20 protein-coding genes are annotated in these 23470 nt (G+C 63.9%); 9 read left to right on the top strand and 11 right to left on the bottom strand.

What is annotated here, in order from left to right; translation table 11 throughout:
- Nucleotides 1–8: 8 nt before the first annotated feature.
- From WJU21_RS13335 to WJU21_RS13310, 6 genes are all read left to right on the top strand, one after another.
- Nucleotides 9–437 carry a MerR family DNA-binding transcriptional regulator gene (locus WJU21_RS13335; protein WP_346323935.1) on the top strand — a complete coding sequence of 143 codons (429 nt, stop codon included), beginning with the start codon at nucleotides 9–11 and terminating at the stop codon, nucleotides 435–437.
- Entirely contained in the window at nucleotides 434–2224 is a 1791-nt protein-coding gene (locus tag WJU21_RS13330; RefSeq protein ID WP_346323934.1) for an acyl-CoA dehydrogenase C-terminal domain-containing protein, read from the top strand. The genes WJU21_RS13335 and WJU21_RS13330 overlap by 4 nt, the downstream gene beginning before the upstream one ends.
- A gap of 25 nt (nucleotides 2225–2249) precedes the next feature.
- Nucleotides 2250–3455 (top strand): acetyl-CoA C-acetyltransferase, encoded by a 1206-nt coding sequence (locus WJU21_RS13325; RefSeq protein ID WP_346323933.1) that lies wholly within the window; start codon nucleotides 2250–2252, stop codon nucleotides 3453–3455.
- A gap of 22 nt (nucleotides 3456–3477) precedes the next feature.
- Entirely contained in the window at nucleotides 3478–5637 is a 2160-nt protein-coding gene (locus tag WJU21_RS13320) for a 3-hydroxyacyl-CoA dehydrogenase NAD-binding domain-containing protein (RefSeq protein WP_346323932.1), read from the top strand.
- Nucleotides 5638–5702: 65 nt separating this feature from the next.
- Complete coding sequence (locus tag WJU21_RS13315) at nucleotides 5703–6554, top strand: crotonase/enoyl-CoA hydratase family protein (protein ID WP_346323931.1); 852 nt, start codon at nucleotides 5703–5705, stop codon at nucleotides 6552–6554.
- A 211-nt stretch (nucleotides 6555–6765) separates the two neighbouring features.
- Nucleotides 6766–6912, top strand: a complete 147-nt coding sequence (locus WJU21_RS13310) for a hypothetical protein (protein ID WP_346323930.1) — start codon at nucleotides 6766–6768, stop codon at nucleotides 6910–6912.
- 625 nt (nucleotides 6913–7537) lie between these two features.
- On the opposite strand, the gene phaZ is transcribed toward WJU21_RS13310, so the two are convergent.
- Nucleotides 7538–8755 (bottom strand): polyhydroxyalkanoate depolymerase, encoded by a 1218-nt coding sequence (phaZ, locus tag WJU21_RS13305; protein WP_346323929.1) that lies wholly within the window; start codon nucleotides 8753–8755, stop codon nucleotides 7538–7540.
- A 268-nt stretch (nucleotides 8756–9023) separates the two neighbouring features.
- Here phaZ and WJU21_RS13300 point away from each other — a divergent pair, with 268 nt between their 5' ends.
- Both WJU21_RS13300 and WJU21_RS13295 read left to right on the top strand, forming a co-directional pair.
- Nucleotides 9024–9677 carry a glutathione S-transferase family protein gene (locus WJU21_RS13300; RefSeq protein WP_346323928.1) on the top strand — a complete coding sequence of 218 codons (654 nt, stop codon included), beginning with the start codon at nucleotides 9024–9026 and terminating at the stop codon, nucleotides 9675–9677.
- 80 nt (nucleotides 9678–9757) lie between these two features.
- Entirely contained in the window at nucleotides 9758–11302 is a 1545-nt protein-coding gene (locus WJU21_RS13295; protein WP_346323927.1) for a hypothetical protein, read from the top strand.
- 5 nt (nucleotides 11303–11307) lie between these two features.
- On the opposite strand, the gene aqpZ is transcribed toward WJU21_RS13295, so the two are convergent.
- From aqpZ to WJU21_RS13255, 8 genes are all read right to left on the bottom strand, one after another.
- The gene (gene aqpZ, locus WJU21_RS13290) at nucleotides 11308–11994 is read right to left on the bottom strand and encodes an aquaporin Z (RefSeq protein WP_346323926.1); all 687 of its coding nucleotides are present in this window, start codon (nucleotides 11992–11994) and stop codon (nucleotides 11308–11310) included.
- A 431-nt stretch (nucleotides 11995–12425) separates the two neighbouring features.
- Entirely contained in the window at nucleotides 12426–13427 is a 1002-nt protein-coding gene (locus WJU21_RS13285; protein WP_346323925.1) for an LLM class flavin-dependent oxidoreductase, read from the bottom strand.
- 84 nt (nucleotides 13428–13511) lie between these two features.
- Complete coding sequence (locus WJU21_RS13280; RefSeq protein WP_346323924.1) at nucleotides 13512–14078, bottom strand: HPF/RaiA family ribosome-associated protein; 567 nt, start codon at nucleotides 14076–14078, stop codon at nucleotides 13512–13514.
- Between the two features lie 99 nt (nucleotides 14079–14177).
- Entirely contained in the window at nucleotides 14178–15302 is a 1125-nt protein-coding gene (locus tag WJU21_RS13275; protein ID WP_346323923.1) for a dihydrolipoamide acetyltransferase family protein, read from the bottom strand.
- The gene (locus WJU21_RS13270) at nucleotides 15299–16279 is read right to left on the bottom strand and encodes an alpha-ketoacid dehydrogenase subunit beta (protein WP_346323922.1); all 981 of its coding nucleotides are present in this window, start codon (nucleotides 16277–16279) and stop codon (nucleotides 15299–15301) included. The genes WJU21_RS13275 and WJU21_RS13270 overlap by 4 nt, the downstream gene beginning before the upstream one ends.
- Complete coding sequence (gene pdhA / locus WJU21_RS13265; protein ID WP_346323921.1) at nucleotides 16272–17363, bottom strand: pyruvate dehydrogenase (acetyl-transferring) E1 component subunit alpha; 1092 nt, start codon at nucleotides 17361–17363, stop codon at nucleotides 16272–16274. The genes WJU21_RS13270 and pdhA overlap by 8 nt, the downstream gene beginning before the upstream one ends.
- 258 nt (nucleotides 17364–17621) lie before the next feature.
- On the bottom strand, nucleotides 17622–18398 hold the full coding sequence (locus WJU21_RS13260; protein ID WP_346323920.1) for an SDR family NAD(P)-dependent oxidoreductase: 777 nt from the start codon (nucleotides 18396–18398) through the stop codon (nucleotides 17622–17624).
- Between the two features lie 76 nt (nucleotides 18399–18474).
- On the bottom strand, nucleotides 18475–19656 hold the full coding sequence (locus WJU21_RS13255) for a cytochrome P450 (RefSeq protein WP_346323919.1): 1182 nt from the start codon (nucleotides 19654–19656) through the stop codon (nucleotides 18475–18477).
- 299 nt (nucleotides 19657–19955) lie between these two features.
- Here WJU21_RS13255 and WJU21_RS13250 point away from each other — a divergent pair, with 299 nt between their 5' ends.
- On the top strand, nucleotides 19956–20603 hold the full coding sequence (locus tag WJU21_RS13250; protein ID WP_346323918.1) for a TetR/AcrR family transcriptional regulator: 648 nt from the start codon (nucleotides 19956–19958) through the stop codon (nucleotides 20601–20603).
- A 117-nt stretch (nucleotides 20604–20720) separates the two neighbouring features.
- Here WJU21_RS13250 and WJU21_RS13245 read toward each other — a convergent pair whose 3' ends face one another.
- Together WJU21_RS13245 and WJU21_RS13240 are read right to left on the bottom strand one after the other, a co-directional pair.
- Nucleotides 20721–21920 carry an acetyl-CoA acetyltransferase gene (locus WJU21_RS13245; protein WP_346323917.1) on the bottom strand — a complete coding sequence of 400 codons (1200 nt, stop codon included), beginning with the start codon at nucleotides 21918–21920 and terminating at the stop codon, nucleotides 20721–20723.
- A gap of 2 nt (nucleotides 21921–21922) precedes the next feature.
- Nucleotides 21923–23380 (bottom strand): 3-oxoacyl-[acyl-carrier-protein] synthase III C-terminal domain-containing protein, encoded by a 1458-nt coding sequence (locus WJU21_RS13240; RefSeq protein WP_346323916.1) that lies wholly within the window; start codon nucleotides 23378–23380, stop codon nucleotides 21923–21925.
- Nucleotides 23381–23470: the final 90 nt, after the last annotated feature.

Below are 23470 nucleotides of genomic sequence, written 5' to 3'. Positions count from 1 at the left end.
TTTTCTTCGTGCCGCAGACATGGACCATATCGGAACTCGCCAGGGAGTTCGGGGTCACGCCCCGGACCATCCGCTTCTACGAGGACGAAAACCTCCTCAACCCGAAGCGCGAAGGCCAGAACCGCATCTACGACGCCCGCGACAGGGCGCGCCTTGCCTGGATCCTGCGCGGCCGGCGGGTCGGCTTTTCCCTCGCCGACATTATCGAGATGCTCAATCTGTATGATCTGGGTGACGGCCGTGAGACACAGCGGGTCGTCACGCTCGAGAAGTGCCGCGAACGACTGGCCGCACTCGAGAGCCAGCGTGCCGATCTGGAGGCCACGATCGACGAACTGAACAATTTCTGCTGCCTGCTGGAAGACTGGAAAGCGGGCACGCCGCTGGACGAGATCCGGCGCAAGCACAACGCCAAGCTGAGGAGTGTCGCGGAATGACGACCTACACCGCACCGATCAACGACTTCAAGTTCGTGCTCAACGATGTAGTCGGTCTGGACAGGTACGCGAACCTGCCCGGTTTCGAGGAAGTCTCGCCTGACCTGGTGGACGCCATTCTGGAAGAAGCCGGCAAGGTTGCCTCCGAGGTGCTGCACCCGATCAACCAGAGCGGCGACCTGGAAGGCTGTCACTGGGACGACGGCGTCGTCACCACGCCAAAGGGCTTCAAGGAAGCCTACGACCTTTATGTCGAAAGCGGCTGGGGCAGCCTGACCGCCAAGACCGAACATGGCGGACAGGGCCTGCCGCAGACAATCGCCATCATGGTCTCGGAAATGATGATCGCCGCCAACTGGGGCTTCACCATGTATCCGGGCCTGACCAAAAGCGCGGTCGAGGCTCTCGACGCGCACGCCTCGGATGAGTTGAAGGAGCGCTATCTGGCCAACATGGTTTCCGGCAAATGGACCGGCACCATGAATCTGACCGAGCCCCATTGCGGCACCGACCTGGGCATGATCCGCACCAAGGCCGACCCGCAGGCCGATGGCAGCTACAGGATCAGCGGCACCAAGATCTTCATCTCGGCCGGCGAGCATGACCTGAGCGAGAACATCATCCACCTGGTACTGGCCAAGATTCCCGGGGGCCCCGCCGGCACCAAGGGCATCAGCCTGTTTCTGGTGCCCAAATTCCTGGTCAAGGACGATGGGTCGCTGGGCGCGCGCAACGGCGTGTCCTGCGGCTCCATCGAGCACAAGATGGGCATTCATTCCAACGCCACCTGCGTCATGAATTATGACGAGGCCACCGGCTATCTGGTCGGCGAGGTCAATCGCGGCATGCCCGCCATGTTCACCATGATGAACGAGGCCCGGCTCTGGGTGGGCATCCAGGGCCTGGGCATCGCCGAGGTGGCGCACCAGAACGCCGTCGCCTATGCCCGTGACCGGCTTCAGGGCCGCGCGATCAGCGGGCCCAAGAACGCCGACGGCCCGGCGGACCCCATCATCGTCCATCCCGACGTGCGCCGCATGCTGATGACCGGACGCGCCTTCACCGAGGGCGCCCGCGCCATGGCCGCCATCGCCGGACTGCAGATCGACCTGGTGCACCATCATCCCGACGAGGCGGTGCGCCAGAAAGCCGACGATTACGTCGCCCTGATGACGCCGGTGATCAAGGCCTATTTCACGGATATGGGCGTCGACGTGGCCAGTCTGGCGGTCCAGACCTGGGGCGGCCACGGCTTCATCCAGGACAACGGCGTCGAGCAGTTCCTGCGCGACAGCCGCATTGCACCGATCTACGAGGGCACCAACGGCATTCAGGCCATGGACCTTGTCGGCCGCAAGCTGGGCATGAATGGCGGCCGGGCGATCCAGGCGTTCTTCGCCGAGGTGGGACAATTCATCGCCGAGAACAAGAGCGACCCGGTCCTGGGCCCGCTGGTCGCCGAACTTGAAAAGGCGCTGGGCCGCCAGCAGCAGGCCACCATGTGGCTGATGCAGAACGGCCTCGCCAAGCCCGACAATGCGGGCGCGGCCGCGTCCGATTATCTGCGGCTGATGGCGCTGGTGGCCATGGGCCATGTCTGGGGCATGATGGCCAAGGCAGCCCAGACCCGGCTGGCTGAGGGCGCCGACAATCCCGCCTTCTATGAATACAAGCTGGTCACCGCCCGTTTCTTCTTCGATCGCCTGCTGCCCGACACCGGCAGCCTGCTGAAGAAAATCGAGTCCGGCAGCGAGTCGCTGATGGCTCTGCCCGCCGACGCATTCTGACAATCCGAACCCGAGGAACAGACCCATGGCAGACGCATTCATTTACGACACTGTCCGCACCCCGCGAGGTCGGGGACGGAAGGACGGCAGCCTGCACGAAATCACGCCGATCAGCCTGACCACGCAGGTCCTTGAGGCGATCCGTGACCGCAACGATCTGGACACCGCGCTGGTCGACGACGTGATCTGGGGCGTGGTCGATCCGGTCGCCGAGCAAGGCGCCGTGCTGCCGCGCGTCGCCGCGCTGAACGCCGGCTATTCGGAAGAGGTCCCCGGCGTCCAGATCAACCGGTTTTGCGCGTCCGGTCTCGTGGCGACCAACTTTGCGGCGGCCCGGGTGATGTCGGGCCAGTCCGACCTGGTGGTGGGCGGCGGTACCGAATGCATGTCGCGCGTTCCCATGGGATCGTCGGGCGGCGCGTGGAGCATGGACCCGTCGGTGGCGATCAAGACCCATTTCGCCCCCCAGGGTATCGGCGCCGACCTGATCGCCACCAAATACGGCTTCAGCCGCGACGACGTGGACGCCTATGCGGTCGAAAGCCAGAAGCGTGCGGCCAATTCCTGGAAAAACGGCTATTTCGCAAAGTCCGTAATGCCGGTGAAGGACCAGCTGGGGCTCACCATCCTGGACCATGACGAGCACATGCGGCCGGATACGACCATGCAGAGCCTGGCGGCGCTGAAGCCGGCATTCACCGACCTGGGCCAGCTGGGCTTCGATACGGTCGCGCAGCTTCGCTACCCGGAGGTTGAGACCATCCACCACGTCCATCACGGCGGCAACAGCTCGGGCATCGTGGACGGTTCGGCGGGCGTGCTGATCGGCACCAGGGGGATCGGGACATCGACCGGCATGAAGCCGCGCGCCCGGATACGCGCCTTCGCCGACGTGGGTTCCGAACCGACCATCATGCTGACCGGTCCGTCCTACTCTGCCGAGAAGGTGCTCAAGCGCGCCGGCATGAACAAGGAAGACATTGATCTGTGGGAGCTGAACGAGGCCTTCGCCTCGGTGGTGCTGCGCTTCATGCAGGTCCTCGATGTCCCGCACGACAAGATCAACGTCAATGGCGGCGCCATCGCCATGGGCCACCCGCTGGGCGCCACCGGCGCCATGATCCTGGGTACGGTGCTGGACGAGCTGGAACGCCGCGACCTGAACACGGCGCTGGTCACCTTGTGCATCGGCGCCGGCATGGGCACCGCCACCATCATCGAACGCGTCTGAGTCCGGAACCGGGAGAATCACCATGACCGAAACCATCAAGTTCGAGGTCGATGCCGACGGCATCGCCCTGCTGACCATCGACCTGCCCGGCCGTTCCATGAACGTCATCAATGGGGACGTGTCGCGCGACCTGTCGGCGCTGATCGAGAAGGTCGCCGACGATCCGGCGATCAAGGGCGCCGTGATCACCTCTGGCAAACCGGCATTCCTTGCTGGCGCCGATCTGGGCATGCTGGGCTCGCAGGCGGGCGCATCGTCGCTCAAGGACATGTTCGAGCACGCCCACGCCATGAACCGGCAGATGCGCCGGCTCGAAACCTGCGGCAAACCCTTCGCGGCAGCCATCAACGGCCTTGCCATGGGCGGCGGGCTGGAGATCACGCTGGCCTGCCATTACCGCGTCTGCGCCGACGACCCGAAGATCCAGCTCGCCCTGCCGGAAGTGAAGGTCGGCCTGCTCCCGGGCGGCGGCGGCACCCAGCGTCTGCCACGCCTGATGGGCGTGCAGGCTTCGCTGATGTATCTGCTGAAAGGTGATTCCATGACCCCGCAGCAGGCCAAGGCCGGCAATGTGGTGCACGAGCTGGCGCCGCTGGCCGAGATCGTCGCCCGCGCCAAGGCATGGATCAGGGAGAAGGCGGACCCGGTGCAGCCCTGGGACAAGAAGGGTTTCAAGGTGCCAGGCGGCGAAGGGCCCTTCAATCCGGGCATCGTCCAGACCTTCACCGGCGCCTCGGCCATGGCGCAGAAGGAGACGCTGGGCAATTATCCGGCCGTCGAGGCGATCCTGTCCTGCGTCTATGAGGGCCATCAGGTGCCCATGGACGCGGCGTTGCGCATCGAAAGCCGCTATTTCACCAGGCTGATGATGGACCCGTCGTCCAAGGCCATGATCCGCTCGCTGTTCATCAACAAGCAGGCGGCCGACAAGCTTGCCCGCCGGCCGCAGGGCGTCGACAAGTTCCAGGTGAAGACCCTGGGCGTGCTGGGCGCCGGCATGATGGGCGCGGGCATTGCCTATGTCTCGGCCCAGGCCGGCATGAACGTGATCCTGCTCGACACCACGCAAGAGGCCGCCGACAAGGGCAAGGCCTATTCGCAGGGCCTGGTGGACAAGGGTGTGCAGCGCGGCAAGGTCAGCGCCGAAAAAGGCAAGGCCCTGCTGGACCGCATCACACCGACCACGTCCTATGACGCTCTCGAGGGCTGCGACCTGGTGATCGAGGCTGTGTTCGAGAACCGCGAGATCAAGGACGACGTCACGCGCAAGACCGAGGCCGCCGTGCCCGACCTGCCCGTGTTCGCGTCCAACACCTCGACCCTGCCGATCTCGGGCCTGGCGAAGAGTTTCTCACGCACGGCCGATTTCATCGGCCTGCATTTCTTCTCACCCGTCGACCGCATGCCGCTGGTCGAGATCATCATGGGCAAGGACACGTCGCAGGAAACTCTGGCCCGCGCCATGGATTACGTGGGCCAGATCCGCAAGACGCCGATCGTGGTCAACGACAGCCGCGGCTTTTATACGTCGCGCTGCTTCGGTACCTATGTGGCCGAAGGCCTCGCCATGCTGGCCGATGGCATCGTGCCCGCATTGATCGAGAATGGCGGCAAGCAGGCCGGCATGCCGGTCGGCCCGCTGGATGTGGGCGACGCCGTTTCCATCGAACTGGGCTACAAGGTCCGCGAACAGACGAAGAAGGATCTCGGCGACGCCTACAAAGCCGCGCCGGGCGACCACATCGTCGACAAGCTGATGGAGCTTGGCCGCCTGGGCAAGAAGGCGGGCAAGGGCTATTACGAATATCCCGAAGGCGGCAAGAAGTTCATCTGGCCCGGCCTGACCGAGAACTGGCCTTCCGCCACGGACCAGCCGGACGTCGCCGAAGTGAAGAAACGCTTCCTTTATCGGCAGGCCGTCGAAGCCGCCCGCTGCCTGGAAGAGAACGTGCTGACCGAACCGGCGGACGGCGATATCGGCGCCATCTTCGGCTGGGGCTTCGCGCCCTTTACCGGCGGGCCGTTCAGCCTGATCGACGCAGTAGGCGCCGAGGCCTTTGTGCGCGAGTGTGACCGCCTGGCCCAGCAATATGGCGCCCGCTTTGCCCCGCCCCAGCTGTTGCGCGACATGGCGGCCAAGGGCGAGAGCTTCTATGGCAACAAGGCGAAGGCGGCGGCGTAGCCAATCGATGCCGACAATCATGGGCCGGTGTTCGACACCGGCCCTTTTTCTTGAAGGGGACAATAATGATCGGCAAAGCCGTCAAACTGGAGGTCAAGGATCAGATCGCCCATGTGATCCTGAACCGGCCCGATGCGTTCAACAGCCTGAACCCGGATTTCTGGGTGGAGTTTCCCGCTGCGTTCGAGGCCATCGAGGCGCGCGACGACGTACGCGTGGTTGTGCTGTCGTCGACCGGCAAGCATTTCTGTGCCGGGCTCGACCTCAATTCGTTCAAGAGCCTGAACGCCCCCAATGACGAGGACGAAGGCCGCAAGCGCGAGGCGTTCCGCCGGCATCTTCTCGACCTGCACGACCGGATCGGGCGTCTGGAAAAGTGCCGCTACCCGGTGCTGGCCGCCATCCAGGGCGCGTGTGTCGGCGGCGGGCTGGATATTACCGTGTGCGCCGACATGCGGTATTGCACCCGGGACGCCTTCTTCGTGGTGCAGGAAGTGAATATCGGCATGGCGCCTGACCTGGGCACTCTGCAGCGGCTGCCCCGCCTGATTCCCGCCGGCATCGCGCGCGAGCTGGCGTTTACCGGCCGCCGCATGTATGGCGACGAGGCAAAGGATGTGGGCTACGTCAACCAGGTGTTCGAGACTCACGACTCGATGCTGGAGGCAGTGATGGAGATCGCCCGCGCGATTGCCGGCAAATCGCCGCTTGCCGTCCACGGCTCCAAGGAATTGATGAATTATGCCCGCGACCACAGCGTGGCCGACAGCCTCAACTATGTGGCGATCTGGACCGCAGCGACTCTGGTTGGCGGCGGCGACCTGCGAGAAGGTGTGGCCGCGTTCCGTGAAAAGCGCAGCGCCAACTATGCCAACCTGCATCCCGTCAGCGCCAACCGCAGGCCACACGACGACTGAGCGCGACTCACGGCCCCGGCCCGCGTGGAAGCGCCGGGGCCGGGGCCTCGATCTGCCGCCGTGTTGCGATAATGCGCGACGATTTTCACATTATTATTCAATTACTTGACAGTACGCCGGACAACGTGACTCTTTTCCATTGATCGGCCTGCAGGCTTCGGGTCAGCATGGCGGCGGTCAACACGGCCATTCGCGGGCTAGGGGGTCTCGGATGCCATTCAAATCCATCGGTGCGATTCTGCTCGCCGGCTTCCTGCTGGGTTTTGGCGCCGTGCCTTTCGCACAGATGCTGAGCGGCGATCCACCGCCCGAATATTCACCAGTAATAGCGCGCCTTGGTGGCAGCGGCGCCCGCTGATCGCCCGCTGCAAGGCCGCAGGGTGCGAATCGGCCCAAGTATCGCCGGATTTGTTCTGCCCGCCTGTGGATAACGACCGGAATTCGACAAGAATTCACGTTGGGCCCGGTTCGAGTGCTTCAAATCCAGCCTGACAGACATCCCTTCGCCCCATCTTTGCCGTTTTTTAACGCAAGATCGCGTGACTCCTCTTGCGATTGAGGACATTTCGCGGCATGTTTGGATCGGTTGGGAACCACGTAAAGTGCGATTTCTCCGGTTTATCGACGCCTTTGGATTTCTATTTTTTAGTTGGGCAATCCGAAGGCACGCTGGGCGCATGACGCCGGCAATCGGAGATTGCGTAAACTGACGGGGTTCAGTTTTGGGTATAAGCGAATTCAGTCAGCCCCTGTACCCACACCGCTGTTTTGCCGGCCCAAGCACTATTGCGGTGGGGATCCGGAGAGCTATCGGCCCATAGCCGGATCCAGTACTGGGGTTGCGGGGCGGCACAGTTAATTTTCTAGCTGTGCCGCCCCACTCATTTCCGGGCCACTTCTCACAGCACCAAGGACTACATCCGCATACGTGATCACACTGTACGGGTGGCGGCCCATGCCATCGTGGAGCCGCCGAATGCCGCCTATTCGCTCGCCAGCATCATGTTGCGGACCAGCGGATAGATCTGGCTCTGCCAGCGCCGGCCGCTGAACACGCCATAATGTCCCACGCCGGGCTGCATGTGGTGACGCTTGCGGTAGGGCCGCAGCTTGCTGCACAGATCCTGGGCCGCCATGGTCTGGCCAACCGCGCAGATGTCGTCGCGCTCGCCTTCGACGGTGAGCAGCGAGGTGCGCCGGATTGCCGACGGATCCACCTTCATGCCGCGCCATTCCAGATTACCCTGTGCGAGTCTGGCTTCCTGGAACACCCGCTGAACGGTCTCCAGGTAGAACTCGGCCGGCAGGTCGAGCACGGCGAAATATTCGTCGTAGAAGGTCTTCGTCGCGTCCGCCTTGTCCACGTCGCCATTCACCAGGTGCTCGAACAGCTCGGTGTGCGCCTTGACGTGCCGGTCCATGTTCATGCTCATGAATGCAGTGAGCTGCACGAAGCCCGGATAGACCCGCCGCCCGGCGCCGGCGAAGCCCCAGGGCACTGTCGAGATCAGGTTCTTCTCGAACCAGTCGATCGAATGGCTGGTGGCCAGGTCATTGACCTTGGTGGGATTGATCCGCGTATCGATGGGGCCAGCCATCAGGGTCATGCTGAGCGGCTGTGCCGGATTCTGTGTCTGCGCCATCACCGCGGCCGCGACCAGCACCTGCACGCAGGGCTGGCACACCGCGATGACGTGAGCGCCCGGTCCCATCTGTTCCAGGAACTGGATGACGTGATCCACATATTCATCGAATCCGAACACGCCGGCAGAGACCGGGATGTCCCGCGCATTGTGCCAGTCGGTGATATAGACGTCGTTCTCCGGCAGCAGCGTCTCGACCGTATTGCGCAGCAGCGTGGCAAAATGTCCCGACAGCGGCGCCACCAGCAGCACCCGCGGCTGCGCCGTCTCGATGTCCTTCCGGAAGCGCAGCAAGGTGCCGAACGGCGTCGCGAAAGCCGCCTCCTCGACAACCTCGACCTCGCGATTGCCGACCTTGACCGTGTCGAGGCCATAGGATGGCCGTCCGTGGGTGAGCTTGGTACGGCTGAGCAGTTCGAACGACGCCGCCATGGTGCGGAACATGTAATTGTCCGCCATGCCGCTGGCCGGGTTTCCGAACATGGACGACGCTATCTGCGCGACGGCGCGGAATGGCTCCATGAAGTTGGTGGCGGTCTGGTAAGCGAGGTAGATCATGCGCTTGGGCGGATCCGGTCAATCGTGTGGGGCGGTCGCCGCATCATGCGCCAAAGCCGCTGGAGCATCAGGCTAATGCATTTTTTGCTGCACCGCGAGAGACTTCTGCGCACGCAACATCTCGTTACTTTGCCTCAATTCCGAGCAGTATGGCGTAATATTTAGCCTCGTTCGCAAATATCTTTTCGCACTTGCACAATTCGCCGGAACCGATCAGAATCGTGGGGTTGAGCGACACAACGCACGGCAATGCCGGCGGAGAAGGAACATGGGCAAGGCAACACTGACGATCAGCAGCAAGAATTATTCCTCGTGGTCGCTGCGCGGCTGGTTGCTGACCAGAATGGCCGGGCTGGACTTCAAGGAGGAGGTCTTGCCGGCCGACGATCCGTCGACCCGCGCCGAACTGCTGCTGCTGTCACCCTCGTTTCAGGTGCCGCGGCTTACCCATGAGGGTGTCTCGGTCTGGGACACATTGGCCATCGCCGAGTATCTCCACGAGATCAACCCGGGCGCCGGGCTGTTCCCGACCGACTCCGTCGACCGCGCCCATTGCCGGTCCATCGCCGGCGAAATGCATTCCGGGTTCGCCAATCTCCGATCGGCACTGCCGATGAACCTGAAGGCCCGTTTCCCCGACTTCAAGATCTGGGCGGGCGCGCAAGCCGATATCGACCGGATCATCACCATCTGGCGCGAGTGCCTGCTGTCCAACGGCGGCCCGTATCTGTATGGCGATCTGTCCATGGCGGACGCCATGTATGCGCCGGTCTGCACCCGCTTCCGCACCTACGACGTCAAGCTGGACAAGGAATGCGCCGCCTATGCCGAACGCATCCTGGCCTGGCCGCTGATGGTCGAATGGACCGACGCCGCCAAGGCGGAACCCGAGGAACTGGAAGAACTCGACGTCGAGTTCTGATCTCTCCCGGGACAACGCCAAACCAGGTCCCGCCAGTTGCCCTCGGCTCTCGCGTACCGTAGCTTGCAGCAGGGGGCTACATGACACGCAAATCCAAACTGCTCATTATCGGCCTCGACGCCTTCGACAGGGGGCTGGCCCGACAATGGATCGACGAGGGCGCGCTGCCCAATCTGGCGGCACAGATGGCGACCGGCGTCACCGCCGGCGTGCGCAATCCCACCGGCATGGAATCAGGCTCGCTCTGGGCAAGCTTCGCCTATGGCTGCAATCCGGCAGTTCACGGGCTGTTCGACGGCATCCGCCATCTCGATCCCGAGACCTATCTGTACCGCCCGCACCGACCGGACGAGATCGACTTCCGTCCGTTCTGGTCGAGGATTGACGATTCGGGGGGCAAGTCCATCGTGATCGACGCGGTCGTGCCGTCCGAGACCACCGCCAACCGCGGCACACGGGTGATCGACTGGTTCGCCCATGCGCCGGCGGGCGGCAGCGCCACCATGAAGATGCGGACACATCCGCCCGAATTGAAGGCGACGATCGAGCGGGATTATGGCCCGGATCCGCTGGGCGGCCACATGTGCGACTACCATCAACCGCGCAGCCTGGAGCAGGTGCGCTGGTTCACCGACGCGCTTCTGCACCGGGTGGACCGCAAACGCGCGCTGACACTGGATCTGATGGCGCGGGAGGAATGGGACTTCTTCATGGTCACGTTCATGGACGCCCATTGCGCGGGCCATCATTGCTGGAATGTGCACGATCCCTCCCACGAGGAGCACGATCCGGCCGTTGCGGCGGCGATCGGCGATCCGCTCAAGACCATCTACATGGCCATCGACGACGCCGTCGGCGCGATCCGGCGCCAGGCCGGTGCCGACGTGACGGTGATGACCTATATGAGCCAGGGAATCGGCAACGGCTATACCGGACTGCGCCTGCTGGACCGGGTGCTGGCACGCATCAACGGCGAGATGCACGAGGGCCGCAACAGCTTTGTGTCCGGCCTGCGCCGGGTGTGGCGCACGGTGCCGCTGTCGATCCGCCACCGCCTCCTTCCGCTGCACAATGCCGCGCGGAACTCGTTCTACCGGGAAGGATTTCTGCCGTCGCCCGAGAAGAGGTTGTGCTTCGAGACCAACTGCAACGAGCGGACCAGCGGAATCAGGATCAACCTGGTGGGACGTGATCCGCACGGCATCGTCCGGCCAGGGGACGAATACGAAGCGCTTTGCAACCGGTTGATCGCCGAGCTTGGCGAAGTACGCAACGACGAGACCGGCGGACCGCTGGTAACGGAAATCGTGCGCACCCGGGACCATCACAATGGACCGAAAGCCGAGACCTTGCCCGACCTGCTGGTCACCTGGAACCGCGAAAAGCCCATCCGGGTGGTCTCGTCACCCGCCATCGGCCGTCTGGTCCACCCGCACCCGACCATCCGCACCGGTGATCATCGCCCTGACGCGCTGATGATGTTGAACGGGCCCGGCTTCGGGCACCGCACGCTCAATCAGGATATCGACGTCATCGACCTCGCGCCGTCACTGACGGCCCTGTGCGGACTGTCATCGGCAGGTTTCCAGGGACAGGCTCTCCCGGCGCTCGCACCGGACGAGTGAGCGTCCTACTTGCTGCCGAACAGGGCCCGGTAGACGCCTGCACCGATAATGCCGCCCACGATCGGCGCCACCCAGAAGAGCCAGAGCTGATGCAGCGCCCAGCCGCCGACAATCAGCGCCGGCCCCGTGCTGCGTGCCGGATTGACCGAGGTATTGGTGATGGGAATGCTGATCAGATGGATCAGGGTCAGTGACAGCCCGATGGCCAGCGGGCCGAAGCCCGCAGGCGCCCGCGTGTCGGTCGCGCCCATGATGACGACCAGGAAGCCGGCCGTCAGAACCGCCTCGGCCACCAGACAGGCGACCAGGCTGTAGCCGCCCGGCGAATGTTCGCCAAAACCGTTTGCCGCGAAGCCGCCGACCTCGAAGCCGGGTTCACCACTGGCGATGACGAAGAGCACCCCCGCGGCCGCGATCGCGCCCAGCACCTGCACCACCACATAGGGTGCGACATCGCCCGTCGGACACCGCCCACCGGCCCAAAGGCCAATGGTCACCGCCGGGTTGAAATGGCCACCGGAAACATGCCCGAGGGCATAGGCCATGGTCACGACCGTCAGGCCAAAGGCCAGGGCGACGCCGGCAAATCCGATGCCAAAGTCGCCGAAAGACGCGGCAAAGATCGCCGCACCGCAGCCGCCCAGCACCAGCCAGAACGTGCCGATGAATTCCGCACCCAGTTTCTTGAGCATCCCATTTCCCCTTTTGCCGGTCCCGGTCGGCCTCCCCGAGGCCGTGGCTTCCGGTTGCGGTATCATAACACCTAAAAGCAGAAGCTATCAGCACAATCCGGCAAACGGGCAACCAGACCCGGCACAGGACTGGCCGGCTGCCGGTCGCGCCGGTACCGGGCCGTGCACAAAAAAAGAGGCGCCGCAAGGCGCCTCTTTCACACCGGATTTTGACGAGGCGGGCCGGGTCCCGCGCCCCCATCAGCCGCTGGCCGAACTGCCGGCGGCTTCAATACTACAAACACCAGGCCGCCACTGCCGCCCGCGCAAGTTCCAAACAATGGGATTCGTTCAAATTTTGTCTAAAGTACCGAATCTCAAGACTCAATCCAACACAATTCGACCACAATTGGAACCAATTTCATCCTGCGCGAGCAGCATGTCAGCCCTATTTACAATTTAAGGTTGTCCGGCGTGAACGCGGCGAAGGTGCGCGCGACCTCCTCGGAAGTCGCGCCGCCCAGCGGTGCGATGATATGGGTATGGATGCCGGTATCGGCGCACCATTTCAGCCGTTCGCGGCACTCGGCCTCCGTGCCGATGATGGCGATTTCATCCACCATCTCGTCGGAGAGCGCGCCGGTGGTCTTGTTACGGTCCTTCTGCGCCCACCCTTCGCGGATGACGGCAGCGGCGTCCTCATATCCGGCCCAGGCGAGGAAATTGTTGTAGACCGGCGTGGCGTAATAGGGTGCGAAGGCTGCCCGGAAGCGCGCCCGGGCGCTTTCCTTGTCGTCGGTCACCAGCACCATGTGACGGTTTACCACCTCTACCGAGTCCGGATCCTTGCCGGCGCGCCGGGCGCCGATCTTCACATGCTCGATCATCTTGGGCAGGGCGCGCTTGGGCCACAAATTGAAGATGACGCCGTCGCTGAACTCGGCGGCGGTTTCGATCATGCCCGAGCGCAAGGCGGCCATGTAGACCGGCACCGGCACGTCCAGCTTCTGCTGGATGTAGCCGTGGCTGCGCAGGGTCTCGAGATCGAAGTTCGACTTCTCACCCGCCAGCATGGACTTGACCATGATCGCGGTTTCCTTGACGCGGGTGACCGGCTTCTGCAGCGGCACGCCATGCCAGCCATCCATCATGTTCTGGCTCGATGCGCCCAGGCCCATGACGAACCGGCCCGGCAGGATCTGGCCCAGCACATTGGCGGTGGCGGCGAGCACGGCGGGTGTGCGGGTGAACACCGGCGTCACGGCGACGCCAAGGCGCAGACGGCTGGTGTGATGCGCGATGGCCGCTGTACTGGTCAGCGAATCCGGCGCGCCGCCATCGCCGAACCAGGCATCGTCATAGCCATTGGCCTCGGCCCATTTGACCCGCTCGACGGTATCCTGAATCTTCGGTCCGCCGGGCAATGTGACCGCGATGCGTTGCTTGAGCGCCATGTCCCCACTCCATCTATCCGTTCGCCCGCGAAACTAGTGGCTTCACCGGCGAATGGCCATGGGGAAATGGCGCGGTTCAGCCCTTCAGTGCACGCGGCGGGGCGCGATGACGCGGACCGCGACCGCCTGCGCGCCATGTTCGCCGACGGTTTCGGAGAAGACCACCTCCTGACCAGCCTCGAGATTTTCAAAAGCGCCGTCGGCCACGCTGTCCCGATCGAAGTACAGGTCGCGGCCGCCCGGGCCGGCGATCAGGCCGTAGCCCTCATAGGGATAGATCTTGGCGATGATACCGGGCGGCAGCGCCTCGCGGTGCCGGGTGCGCAACTGGCGCTTGCGCATGGCGTCCTGCAACTGTCGCTTGGCCGCCGCGAAGGCGTCATGAATGGCGTTATAGACGTCCGAATGCGATCGCCGGTGCCCGGGATCCTTGCTGACGATCACATCGCCGCCGCCGGGCAGGGTCACATGGATGCGGACGTAAAAGGCATTGCCTTTCTGGTGATGCTGATGGGGTTTGTCGATGACCACGCGGCACGAGGTAATCCGGTGGTAGAAGTGCTCCAGCTTGGAGGCTTCCTGTCGAACACGGGCCGCCACGGTTTCGGAAGGCTCCAGTCCTTCAAAGGCGATCTCCAGCGGTATCTCCATGACGCATTCTCCTTCTTTCGTACCTGAGTAACTCTCTATCCCTTCGTGCCTCCCAGGGCGCCGTTCGTTCCCGGCGCCTGACCTTTGATCATGCGCCTCCTACCCGCTCTTTTCCAAATCGAGAATGAGCGCCATCAGGAACCTGGCCGCCTCGCCGCCGGTCACCACCCGGTGATCGAAGGTCAGCGACATGGGCAGCACCGGATGGACGGCGACGCCGTCGCCATCGGGAACCACCTTGCGGACGATCCGGCCTGCGCCAGCGATGGCGACCTGGGGCGGGACAATCGCCAGATGGGCGTGACGTCCGCCAAGGGTGCCGAAATTCGACAGCGAGATGGTCTGGCCCCTGAGATGCTCGAGTGGTATCTCCCGCGAGCGGACCGCGGCCTTCAGCGCCTCGAGACCGCGTTTGAGGTCATCGAGCGGGCGGTTGGCGACATCGTTGAGCACCGGCACGAACAGGCCATCCCCGGTATCGACGGCGATACCCAGATGAACCTCGGGATGAACCAGCAAGCGCTCGCCCGCCGCGTCGTACCAGGCATTGAGGCCGGGTGACGCGGCGACACCGGCCGCCATGGCACGCACCAGCCGCATGGTGACGTCGGCGTTCTCGGCCCAGCCGTGAATATCGGCCTCGTCCATGATGGTGGCGGGCACCACCGAGCGGCCCGACGCCGCCATGTTGCGCGCCATGGCCCGGCGCACGCCGCGCACCTTCTGCCACTCCAGGTCGGCCCGGGCGGGTTCGTGCCTGGCACCACCGGTGGCGGCGGCTTCCACGTCCTCGCGGGTGACCTGGCCGTGTGCGCCGCTGGGCGCGAGCGTCGCCAGATCGACGCCCAGGTCACGGGCAAGCGCCCGGACAGCCGGCGTGCATTTCACCACCTCGCCCCGCGCCGCGGCAGGCGGGGCGGGTTTTGCCGCGGCTGGCGGGGCCGGAGAAGACGACACGCTGCCGACGACCGTCCCCGTGTCGGCGCCGATCTCCTGCTCGATGTCGACCAGGTCGGCGCCCACCGCGACGGTGTCGCCGGTCTGGGCGAACAAGGCCTTAACCCGTCCCGACCAGGGCGACGGCACCTCGACAACGGCCTTTTCCGTCTCGACGGAGACCAATGGCTGGTCGGCGACCACATGATCGCCCTCGCCCACATGCCAGGTCACAATTTCGGCCTCCTGCAGGCCCTCGCCCAGATCAGGCAGCTTGAACAGGCTCATTGGTAGCTCACCGTTTCTCGCGCGGCCTTGAGGATGCGGGCGACGCTGGGCAGGTACAGATCCTCCATGCGGGGCAGCGGCATGACCGTGTCCCAGCCGGCGACCCGCCGGACCGGCGCGGTCAGCGAGAGCAGGCCCCTGTCGGCGAGGCGGGCGGCGATCTCGCCGCCGAAGCCGCCAGTCAGCGCCGCCTCGTGGACGATGACGCAGCGCCCGGTCTTGCCGACAGACTGGAGGATGGTGTCTTCGTCCAGCGGCTTGATGGTGGCGACGTCGATCACCTCGGCATGGATGCCTTCTTCGGCCAGCGCATCGGCGGCAGCCAGGGTCTCGCGGGTCATGGCGCCCCAGGTGACGAGCGTGATGTCGCCGCCCTCGCGCAGCACGAAGCAACGGTCGAGCTCGGCGGCCTCGCCATGGTCCTCGACCTCTTCCCGAACCGCGCGGTAGATGCGCGTGGGCTCAAGGAAGATCACCGGGTCCGGATCGCGGATCGCGGCGAGCAGCAAGCCATAGGCCCGCATCGGGGACGAGGGAATGACAACCCGTAATCCAGGCACATGCGCGAACATGGCCTCCATGCTTTCCGAGTGATGCTCGGGCGCCTTGATGCCGGTGCCCATGGGCATGCGCAGCACCATGGGGCAGCTGAGCCGGCCGCGCGTGCGGTTCCGAAGCCGGGAGGCATGGTTCACGATCTGGTCGATGGCCGGATACACGAAGCCCATGAACTGGATCTCGGCGACCGGCCGGAAGCCCTGCGCGGCAAGGCCCACCGACATGCCGGCGATCAGTCCTTCCGCAAGGGGCGTATCAATCACCCGCTCGGGCCCGAACCGCTCCAGCAGGCCGTCGGTGGCGCGGAATACGCCGCCGTCCCTGCCCACATCCTCACCCAGCACCAGCACGGTGGGATCGTCCTGCATGGCCCGCACCTGCGCCATGGCCACGGCCTCGACCAGGGTGATCTCAGCCATCGCCGTCCTCCACCATGCGGCGCTGCCCGGCCAGTGACGGCGGCAGGGTTTCATGGAGGTAGTCGAAGATGGCGGTCGGTTCCTGTGGCGGCAGCGCCAGATAGGCCTCGGCCGCCCTGTCGACCTCGGCCCGCACCTCGCGGATCAGCGCCTCTTCGTCCGCCTTGCCCCACCAATCGCGCCCGACCAGGTAATTGCGCAGCCGCAGGATCGGCTCTTCCTGCCAGCGGGCGCTGACCTCGGCATCGTCCCGGTACCGGCGGGCGTCGTCGGCGGTGGTGTGATCGCCCAGCCGGTAGGTCAGCGCCTCGACCAGTTGCGGCCGGCCCCGCCGCGCCTCGTCCAGCGCCCGGGACACCACATCATGCACGGCGACGACATCGTTGCCGTCGACCCGCGATCCGGCAATGCCGGCGGCCACCGCCTTCTGCGCCAGGGTCGGCGTGGCGGTCTGCATGCGCGTGGGCTCGGAGATCGCCCATTGGTTGTTGTTGATGACGAACACTGCCGGCAGCTTCCAGACGCCGCAGGCATTGATCGCCTCGTAGAAATCGCCCTTCGACGTAGCGCCGTCGCCGACGATGCAGACGGCGACGCGCGGCTCCTTGCGAAGCTGGAATGCCATGGCCACGCCGACCGCGTGCGTTGCCTGGCTGGCGACCGGAATGGCGACGGGAAAGTCCTCGCGCGGCCCGGCGAAGTCGCAGCCGCGCTCGTCGCCGCTCCAATATTGCAGAATCTCGGTCATGGTCACGCCGCGCCAGAGCATGGTGCCATGGTCGCGGAAGGCCGGCAGCAGCACATCGTGCTTGTGCATGGATGCACCGACACCGACCGAAACCGCCTCCTGGCCAAGCGACGATGCATAGGTGCCGAGCCGACCGGTCCGCTGCAGCGACACGGCCTTCTGGTCGAAGGTCCGTGTCGTTACCATGGCCCGGTAGAGCGAAACCAGAATATCGCGGTCATCGAGGCCGTCCGGCAGCGGCGCGATGGCGGCGCCGGCCTTGTCCAGGTAGCGCAGCAATGGCCAGTAGCGACGAGGGTCCAGATCGGGGGTGCCGATGTCCGTTTCGGGCTTCATGCGACGCCGCTCCAGCGCCCGGTGGCGCGAGTGCTCGTCAAGGCCGCACGATGTTTCCCCATGATTCTGATAATGGGACGCCTCGAGGGAAAAACAAGCCCGCGCACCGTCGGGATAACAGGTGGGTACGGGTAGCCGGCAATGACGAAAGGGCCGCCCCGCGCACCCGGCAGGGCAAGCGATGCATCTGATGGCGCGTCACGAGGGTATCAGTTGGATAAACGCTCGGTGAACCGATGTGTTTCCCCGTCTCGGCGATCAGCGAACATTGGTCTGACCGCCGTCGACCGGGATCAACTGACCCGTGATGAATCGCGATGCATCCGAAGCCAGGAAGACCATTACCGGCCCCAGGTCGCGATCCGGGTCGCCATATTCCTGACCCATGGCGATCGTACTCACATTCAACCAATAGCCGGCGGCTTTCTGTTCATCCGTGGCGCGGGCGGCGGCTTCCTTCAGCATCGGAGTCGCAATTGCCGGCAGGATGGCGTTGACGCGAATGTTGTCGGCACCCCACGTGCCTGCCGCCGTCCGCGTCCAGGAGTGAACCGCGCCTTTGGAGGCGGAATAGGCCGCCGCTGCGGGCTCGGGCCGCAATCCCGAAATGGAGCCGAAATTGATGATGGCGCCGCCGCCGGCTGCCTTGATGTAGCCGTGCGCGGCCTGATTGGTCAGCATTGTCCCTCGCACGTTGACGGCGAACATGAGTTCCCAGTCTTCCACGCTGACATCACTGGCTGAAGACGAACGCTGGATCGCCGCAGGATGGGCAAGCGCATCGAGCCCGCCCAAGCGCTTGACCGCTTCGGCAAAAGCAGTTGCCACGCTTTCCTTGTCGGAGACGTCGACGTGCAGATAGTCCGCTGTGCCCGGGCCTTTCGCGTTCGCGTCAACGGCGATGGCGGCGCCGGCCTCGTCCATGAGATCCATGCCGATGACATTGGCGCCGGCGCCGACATAGGCTCGAACGGCTGCCGCCCCCATGCCACGGGCTGAACCCGTCACGATAATTCTCTTGTTGCGCAATTCCATCGTCCGTTCCCCATTTGCTTCGGTATCGAACAGGCCCGCCGCGCAAGCCCGCACGCTTGTCCTGGACACGTCCGGACTAGTGGCCGCCGGCCGCCCTGACGGGCAACTTGCGACGTCCCCAGAACAGAAACGGTCCGATACGCTCCCCCTCATCGATCATCTCGAGGTTCGGGCAGCGCTTCCGCAAGGCCTCCAGCATCACCTCGGCCTCCAGCTTGGCCAGTTCCGCGCCGATGCAGAAGTGGACGCCCAGGGCAAAGGATGTGATTTTTCTGACCGGACGGTGCACATCGAATGTTTCGGGGTTCTCGAAGACGTCTGGATCCCGATTGGCCGCAGCATAATGGATCATGACCTTGGTGCCGGCTGGGATCCGAGTCCCCGCTATTGTTTCGTCACCAGCCGTGGTTCGGAACATGGCAAGCAGCGGCGGATCATACCGCAAGCTTTCGTTGATCAGATTTTTCATATCAATCTTGCCCGCGCAGAAATCCGCCCACTGATAGCCGTCGCCCAGGAGACGCATCATCACGTTCGTAATCAGTGAAGTGGTGGTTTCGTTGCCTGCCACGAAGAGCTGCAGAACCAGCGAAACCGCCTCTTCGTCGCTCAGTTCCGCCCCGTCCCGCCGAGCGCGGGCAATGCGGGCGAGCAGACCCTCATCGTCAAGATCGTCATGCTTCTCGTGCAGCAACGCGACGAGGTAATCGCGCATGCGCATCAATTCTTCCACATAGGCGGACGGGTCCTGGGCGGAGAGCGCGGCAACCGAGGTATCCGACCATTTCTTGAACTGCCGGAGATCGTCGGTCGGCACGCCAAAAATCTCGCAGATGATGGTCACCGGCAAGGGGAAGGAGAAATCGTCGTGAAGGTCCCAGGTCTCCTTGTCTTCAACGGCGTCGAGCAGCTCATCGGCGATGCGTTCGAGCCGCGGGCGCAGTCTTGCGATTGCGCCGGGTTTGAAGTCGTCCTGCACCAGGCGGCGGAAAAAAGTATGCATGGGCGCATCGGAGACAATGCCGGCGGGCGGCACGAAGTTGGGCCCCTGGCCGTGACCGCTCAGGAACCGCGTGGGGTTCATGAGTACGTGGTTTACATCCTCGAAGCGCGAGACGACGAAAAACGGAGGCAGGAACTTTTCATAGAGACGACAGCGATCCCCGGCGTAGAGCCGTTGAATGGTGACGCTTGGATCGGACATTTCCTCCGGACACAGGAAGTCGAGTGCGGCTGCGTCGTGGGCCAGATCGGTCATGCCATCTTCTCCTTGCATCCACAAATCGTCCACCGGGCCCAACTGACGCACCATCGAGTGCCGCGGCAGCGTGCCTGGATCCATGACCCGGCATACCAATTTATACTGAGCTCTAATTTATACTGATACACTGTGTCAATATTTTTAGATCGCAAATCATTTTGCCAAGATTGTCGTTATAATCCTTATATTAAAACCCATTTAGGCGTAGGATCCTCATCATAAATTTAATCATTTCTTTGTATATTGTAACGGTGATATCGACATTGTTCCGATTCGGAACGGAAGGAAAAATCCGAGTGCAGACGTTGGAGGCCATGCATGAAAGACGCCAGCGCATCCTGGCGCGGGCCAGGAAACTGCTTGCGGGAAGCGATGCCGAGGCGTTCAGCGTGCGGAATCTGGCTGCGGCCGCCAATGTGTCCGCAACCACGATCTATAATCTGATTGGCGACAAGAATACGCTGATGCTCGAGATCTGCATCGAGATGGTCGCCGACATCGAACGCCAGGTGGAAAAGGTCGATGACGAGCATATTCTGGAAAAGCTCGAGGCCGGCGTCATGGTGACGACAGACTTGGCCGATCCGGCAATACAGGAGCTCCGCAGGGCGGCCAACATCGCATTCGACAACCTGTCGAGGCAGGGCGCCTACAAGGCCGAAATCGAGGAACTGACCGAGCTGTTGTTGGCCGGACAGCAGCGCATTATACGCCGGGGGCAGATTTCGGGTAAGCTGAAGGGAGCGATTTCCGCCGAAATACTGAGCAGACAGATATTGAACAGCCAGATGAAGACGCTGCTGGACTGGACCTATCGGCACATCACATTGGGCGAATACCGCAAACGCTGTCTGCTGGCGCTCTATGTCATATTGGCCGCCGACGCTTCGCCCCCCTTGTACCAGACACTGATCGGCAAGATCGGCATGTTGGAGGCGCGCTAGGGTTTTGCCATTGCGGCGGCACTGCCCCTAATCCCGACGATCATCCTTCCGCTCAACAGGCATTCTTCAAATCCAGGTGCCGAGCCCGCAGCATGGCGCAGCGGGCCCGGTCATCGATCAGTTATACCGGCCGATCACCGAGATGGCCGAGACATTGGCGTGCGGCGCGCCTCCCAGATTGTGGGTCAGGCCAAAGGTCGGGTTCTTCAGCTGGCGGGGACCGGCGCGGCCCAGCAGCTGCAGGTAGACCTCGTAGATCATGCGCAGTCCCGAGGCGCCGATGGGATGACCGAAGCACTTCAGGCCGCCGTCGATCTGGCACGGGACGGGGCCGTCGGCGTCGTAGAAGCCATCCATGACGTCCTTCACCGCCTGGCCTTCCGCCGAGATATACAGATCCTCCATGGTCACCAGCTCGGTGACCGAGAAGCAATCGTGCACCTCGATCATGCTGAGTTCCTTGCGCGGATCCTTGATGCCGGCTTCCTCATAGGCCTTCTTCGCCGCCACGCGGGTGGTGGCGAAATGGCTGCCGTCCCAGGTGTTGAAGGCGCTCTCGACACCGTCGGATAGGCACAGCTGGAGCGCCTTGATCGAGACGATGTCCTGCTTGCCCAGGCTTTTGGCGATCTCGGGCGTGGTGACGATGGCGCAGGCCGAGCCGTCGCTGACGCCACAGCAATCGAACAGGCCCAGCGGCTCGGCGATCATCGGCGCGTTCAGGATGGTCTCCATGGTCACCGCCTTCTGCAGGTGAGCCTTGGAATTCTTGGCGCCGTTCTGGTGGCTCTTCCACGACACGTGGCCGATGGCCTCCTTGAGGTCCTGGGCGCTGACGCCATGCTTGGCCGAATAGGCGGTGGCCAGCTGGGCAAAATTGCCCGGCGCCGAGCCGTTCGGCACCCAGAGATCGGGCAGCGGACCGCGCGAACCGGCGGGCAGGCCGCCATAGCCGGTGTCCTTCAGCTTCTCGACGCCCAGGGCAAGCGCGATATCGCAGGCGCCGGAGGCGACCGCATAGGTGGCGCCGCGCAGCGCCTCGGTGCCGGTGGCGCACATGTTCTCGACCCGCGTGACCGGAATGCTGGACAGCCGCAGGGCCGTCGACAGCGGCAGCGCCGAGGCGCCCACATGCACCCGGTCGAAAGCGGTGCCAAGCCAGGCCGCCTCTATCTGGTTCTTTTCGATGCCCGCGTCCGTCAACGCCTCGTTGAACGCCTCGACCATCAGGTCCTCGGCGTTGGAATCCCAGCGCTCGCCGAATTTGCTGCAGCCCATGCCAATGATGGCGACCTTGTCGCGAATTCCCCGTGCCATGTTCAGGCCTCCTTGCCTGTTGAAACCGGAGCCGCCTTCCAGAAATAGCGGCGATAACCCCGGTCGTTGTCATAGTCCTTGATGCGGAACATCATTTTCAGCGAGGAACCCACGTCGATCTGTCCCGCATCCGTGTCCGTGAATCCCATCAGCACCCGGCCGCCGGTTTCGAACTGCACCTGGCCGTAGAAGAAGGGCGGGCTGGGATTGTAGGACAGCCAGTCCGCCGTGAATGACATAACCCGCGCCGGACTGTCGGCAAACGAGTAGGGCTCCTGCGTATCGAGGGCCTGGCAGTTGGGATTGACGCAATAATGGGTCCGCGGAAACTGCACCGTGCCGCAGACCGAGCATTTGCCGCCGGTGAAGCCGGTGACCATTTCCTTGTTGCGGTATTCGCTGCTGAGCGCGGTCTTGTTGTCGACCTCGCCGCGCATGCCCCAATCCAGCTTCACGTTGCCCTGGAAGGACAGGAACTTCATGTAGTCGTCTTCCTTCCGGCCCCGCGCCAGCGCGCCCGAGACGCCCTGCCGCCCGGGCAGGCTGGCAATGGCATCGGTCACCTCGAGCAGGATGGCGTCGGCGCCCTGGCCGAACGCGGCGACCAGGATCAGATCGCCCGCCTTGGCCGTCTCCAGCGCCGCGGCCAGCATCAGCAACGCATGCGCCGCGCCGGTGTCGCCGCATACCTCACCGAGGGTGTCGGCGACAGCCTCGGCCGGAATGCCGAATCCCTTGGCGATCCGGTCCGGGATGCCCTTCATGGTGCAGGGCATGACGAACCGGGAAATCTGCGCGCCGGCGACGCCGGTCTTTTCCAGCAGGGCCTTCACCGCCTGGGGCACGATCTTCGAATAGCCCTCCTCGCGGATCCATCGCTCTTCCCAGCCATAGTCGAACTCCTGGCCTTCGCCGCGAAAGTGATCGACGAAATCCGTCGTGACCGTGTAGCTACCGACCAGCCGGGCCACGATATTCCCGGTGCCCACCGTCAGCGCCGCGGCGCCGTGGCCAAACTGCATCTCGCTCGATGAGGCCGGCTGTGCCTTGCGCGCATCGGCGGCCACCAGCAGCGTGTCGCCCTCGCCCGCACTTTTCAGGGCGGTGATCAGCGCCGACGTGCCGGCGCGCTGCGATCCGGTGATGTCGAGCGACGAGATGCCGTGTTCCAGGTTGAGCGCGGCGCCGATGACGCCGGCGTTCTGGCGGTCGATGAACGGCAGGGTGGTCGAGGCGAAGAATACGCCGTCGATGTCCGAGCGATCGCGGCCTGTCAGGCAATCGCGGGCGGCCTCGACCGCCATGGTGATGGCGTCCTCGTCCCAGTTGCACATGGAGCGTTCGCCCTTGGCCATGCCGCGCAGGCCGGGCATGGCCCATTTGTGCGCGGCCGCGATGCTGGCCCTGTTCAGCCGCAACCGCGGAATATATGCCCCGAACGCCGTGATGCCCGCCGCCATGAATTCTGTCCTCCCCTTCATTCGCAGGGGCGCAGCTTAACGGGGCGGGGTCGTCCGCTTCAAATCAAAAAGCGGCGTGGCCTTTCCCGG

This window comes from Emcibacter sp. SYSU 3D8 (genome assembly GCF_039655875.1).
Taxonomy (GTDB): Bacteria; Pseudomonadota; Alphaproteobacteria; order SMXS01; family SMXS01; genus RI-34.
This window is presented reverse-complemented; position numbering and strand designations above follow the sequence as displayed.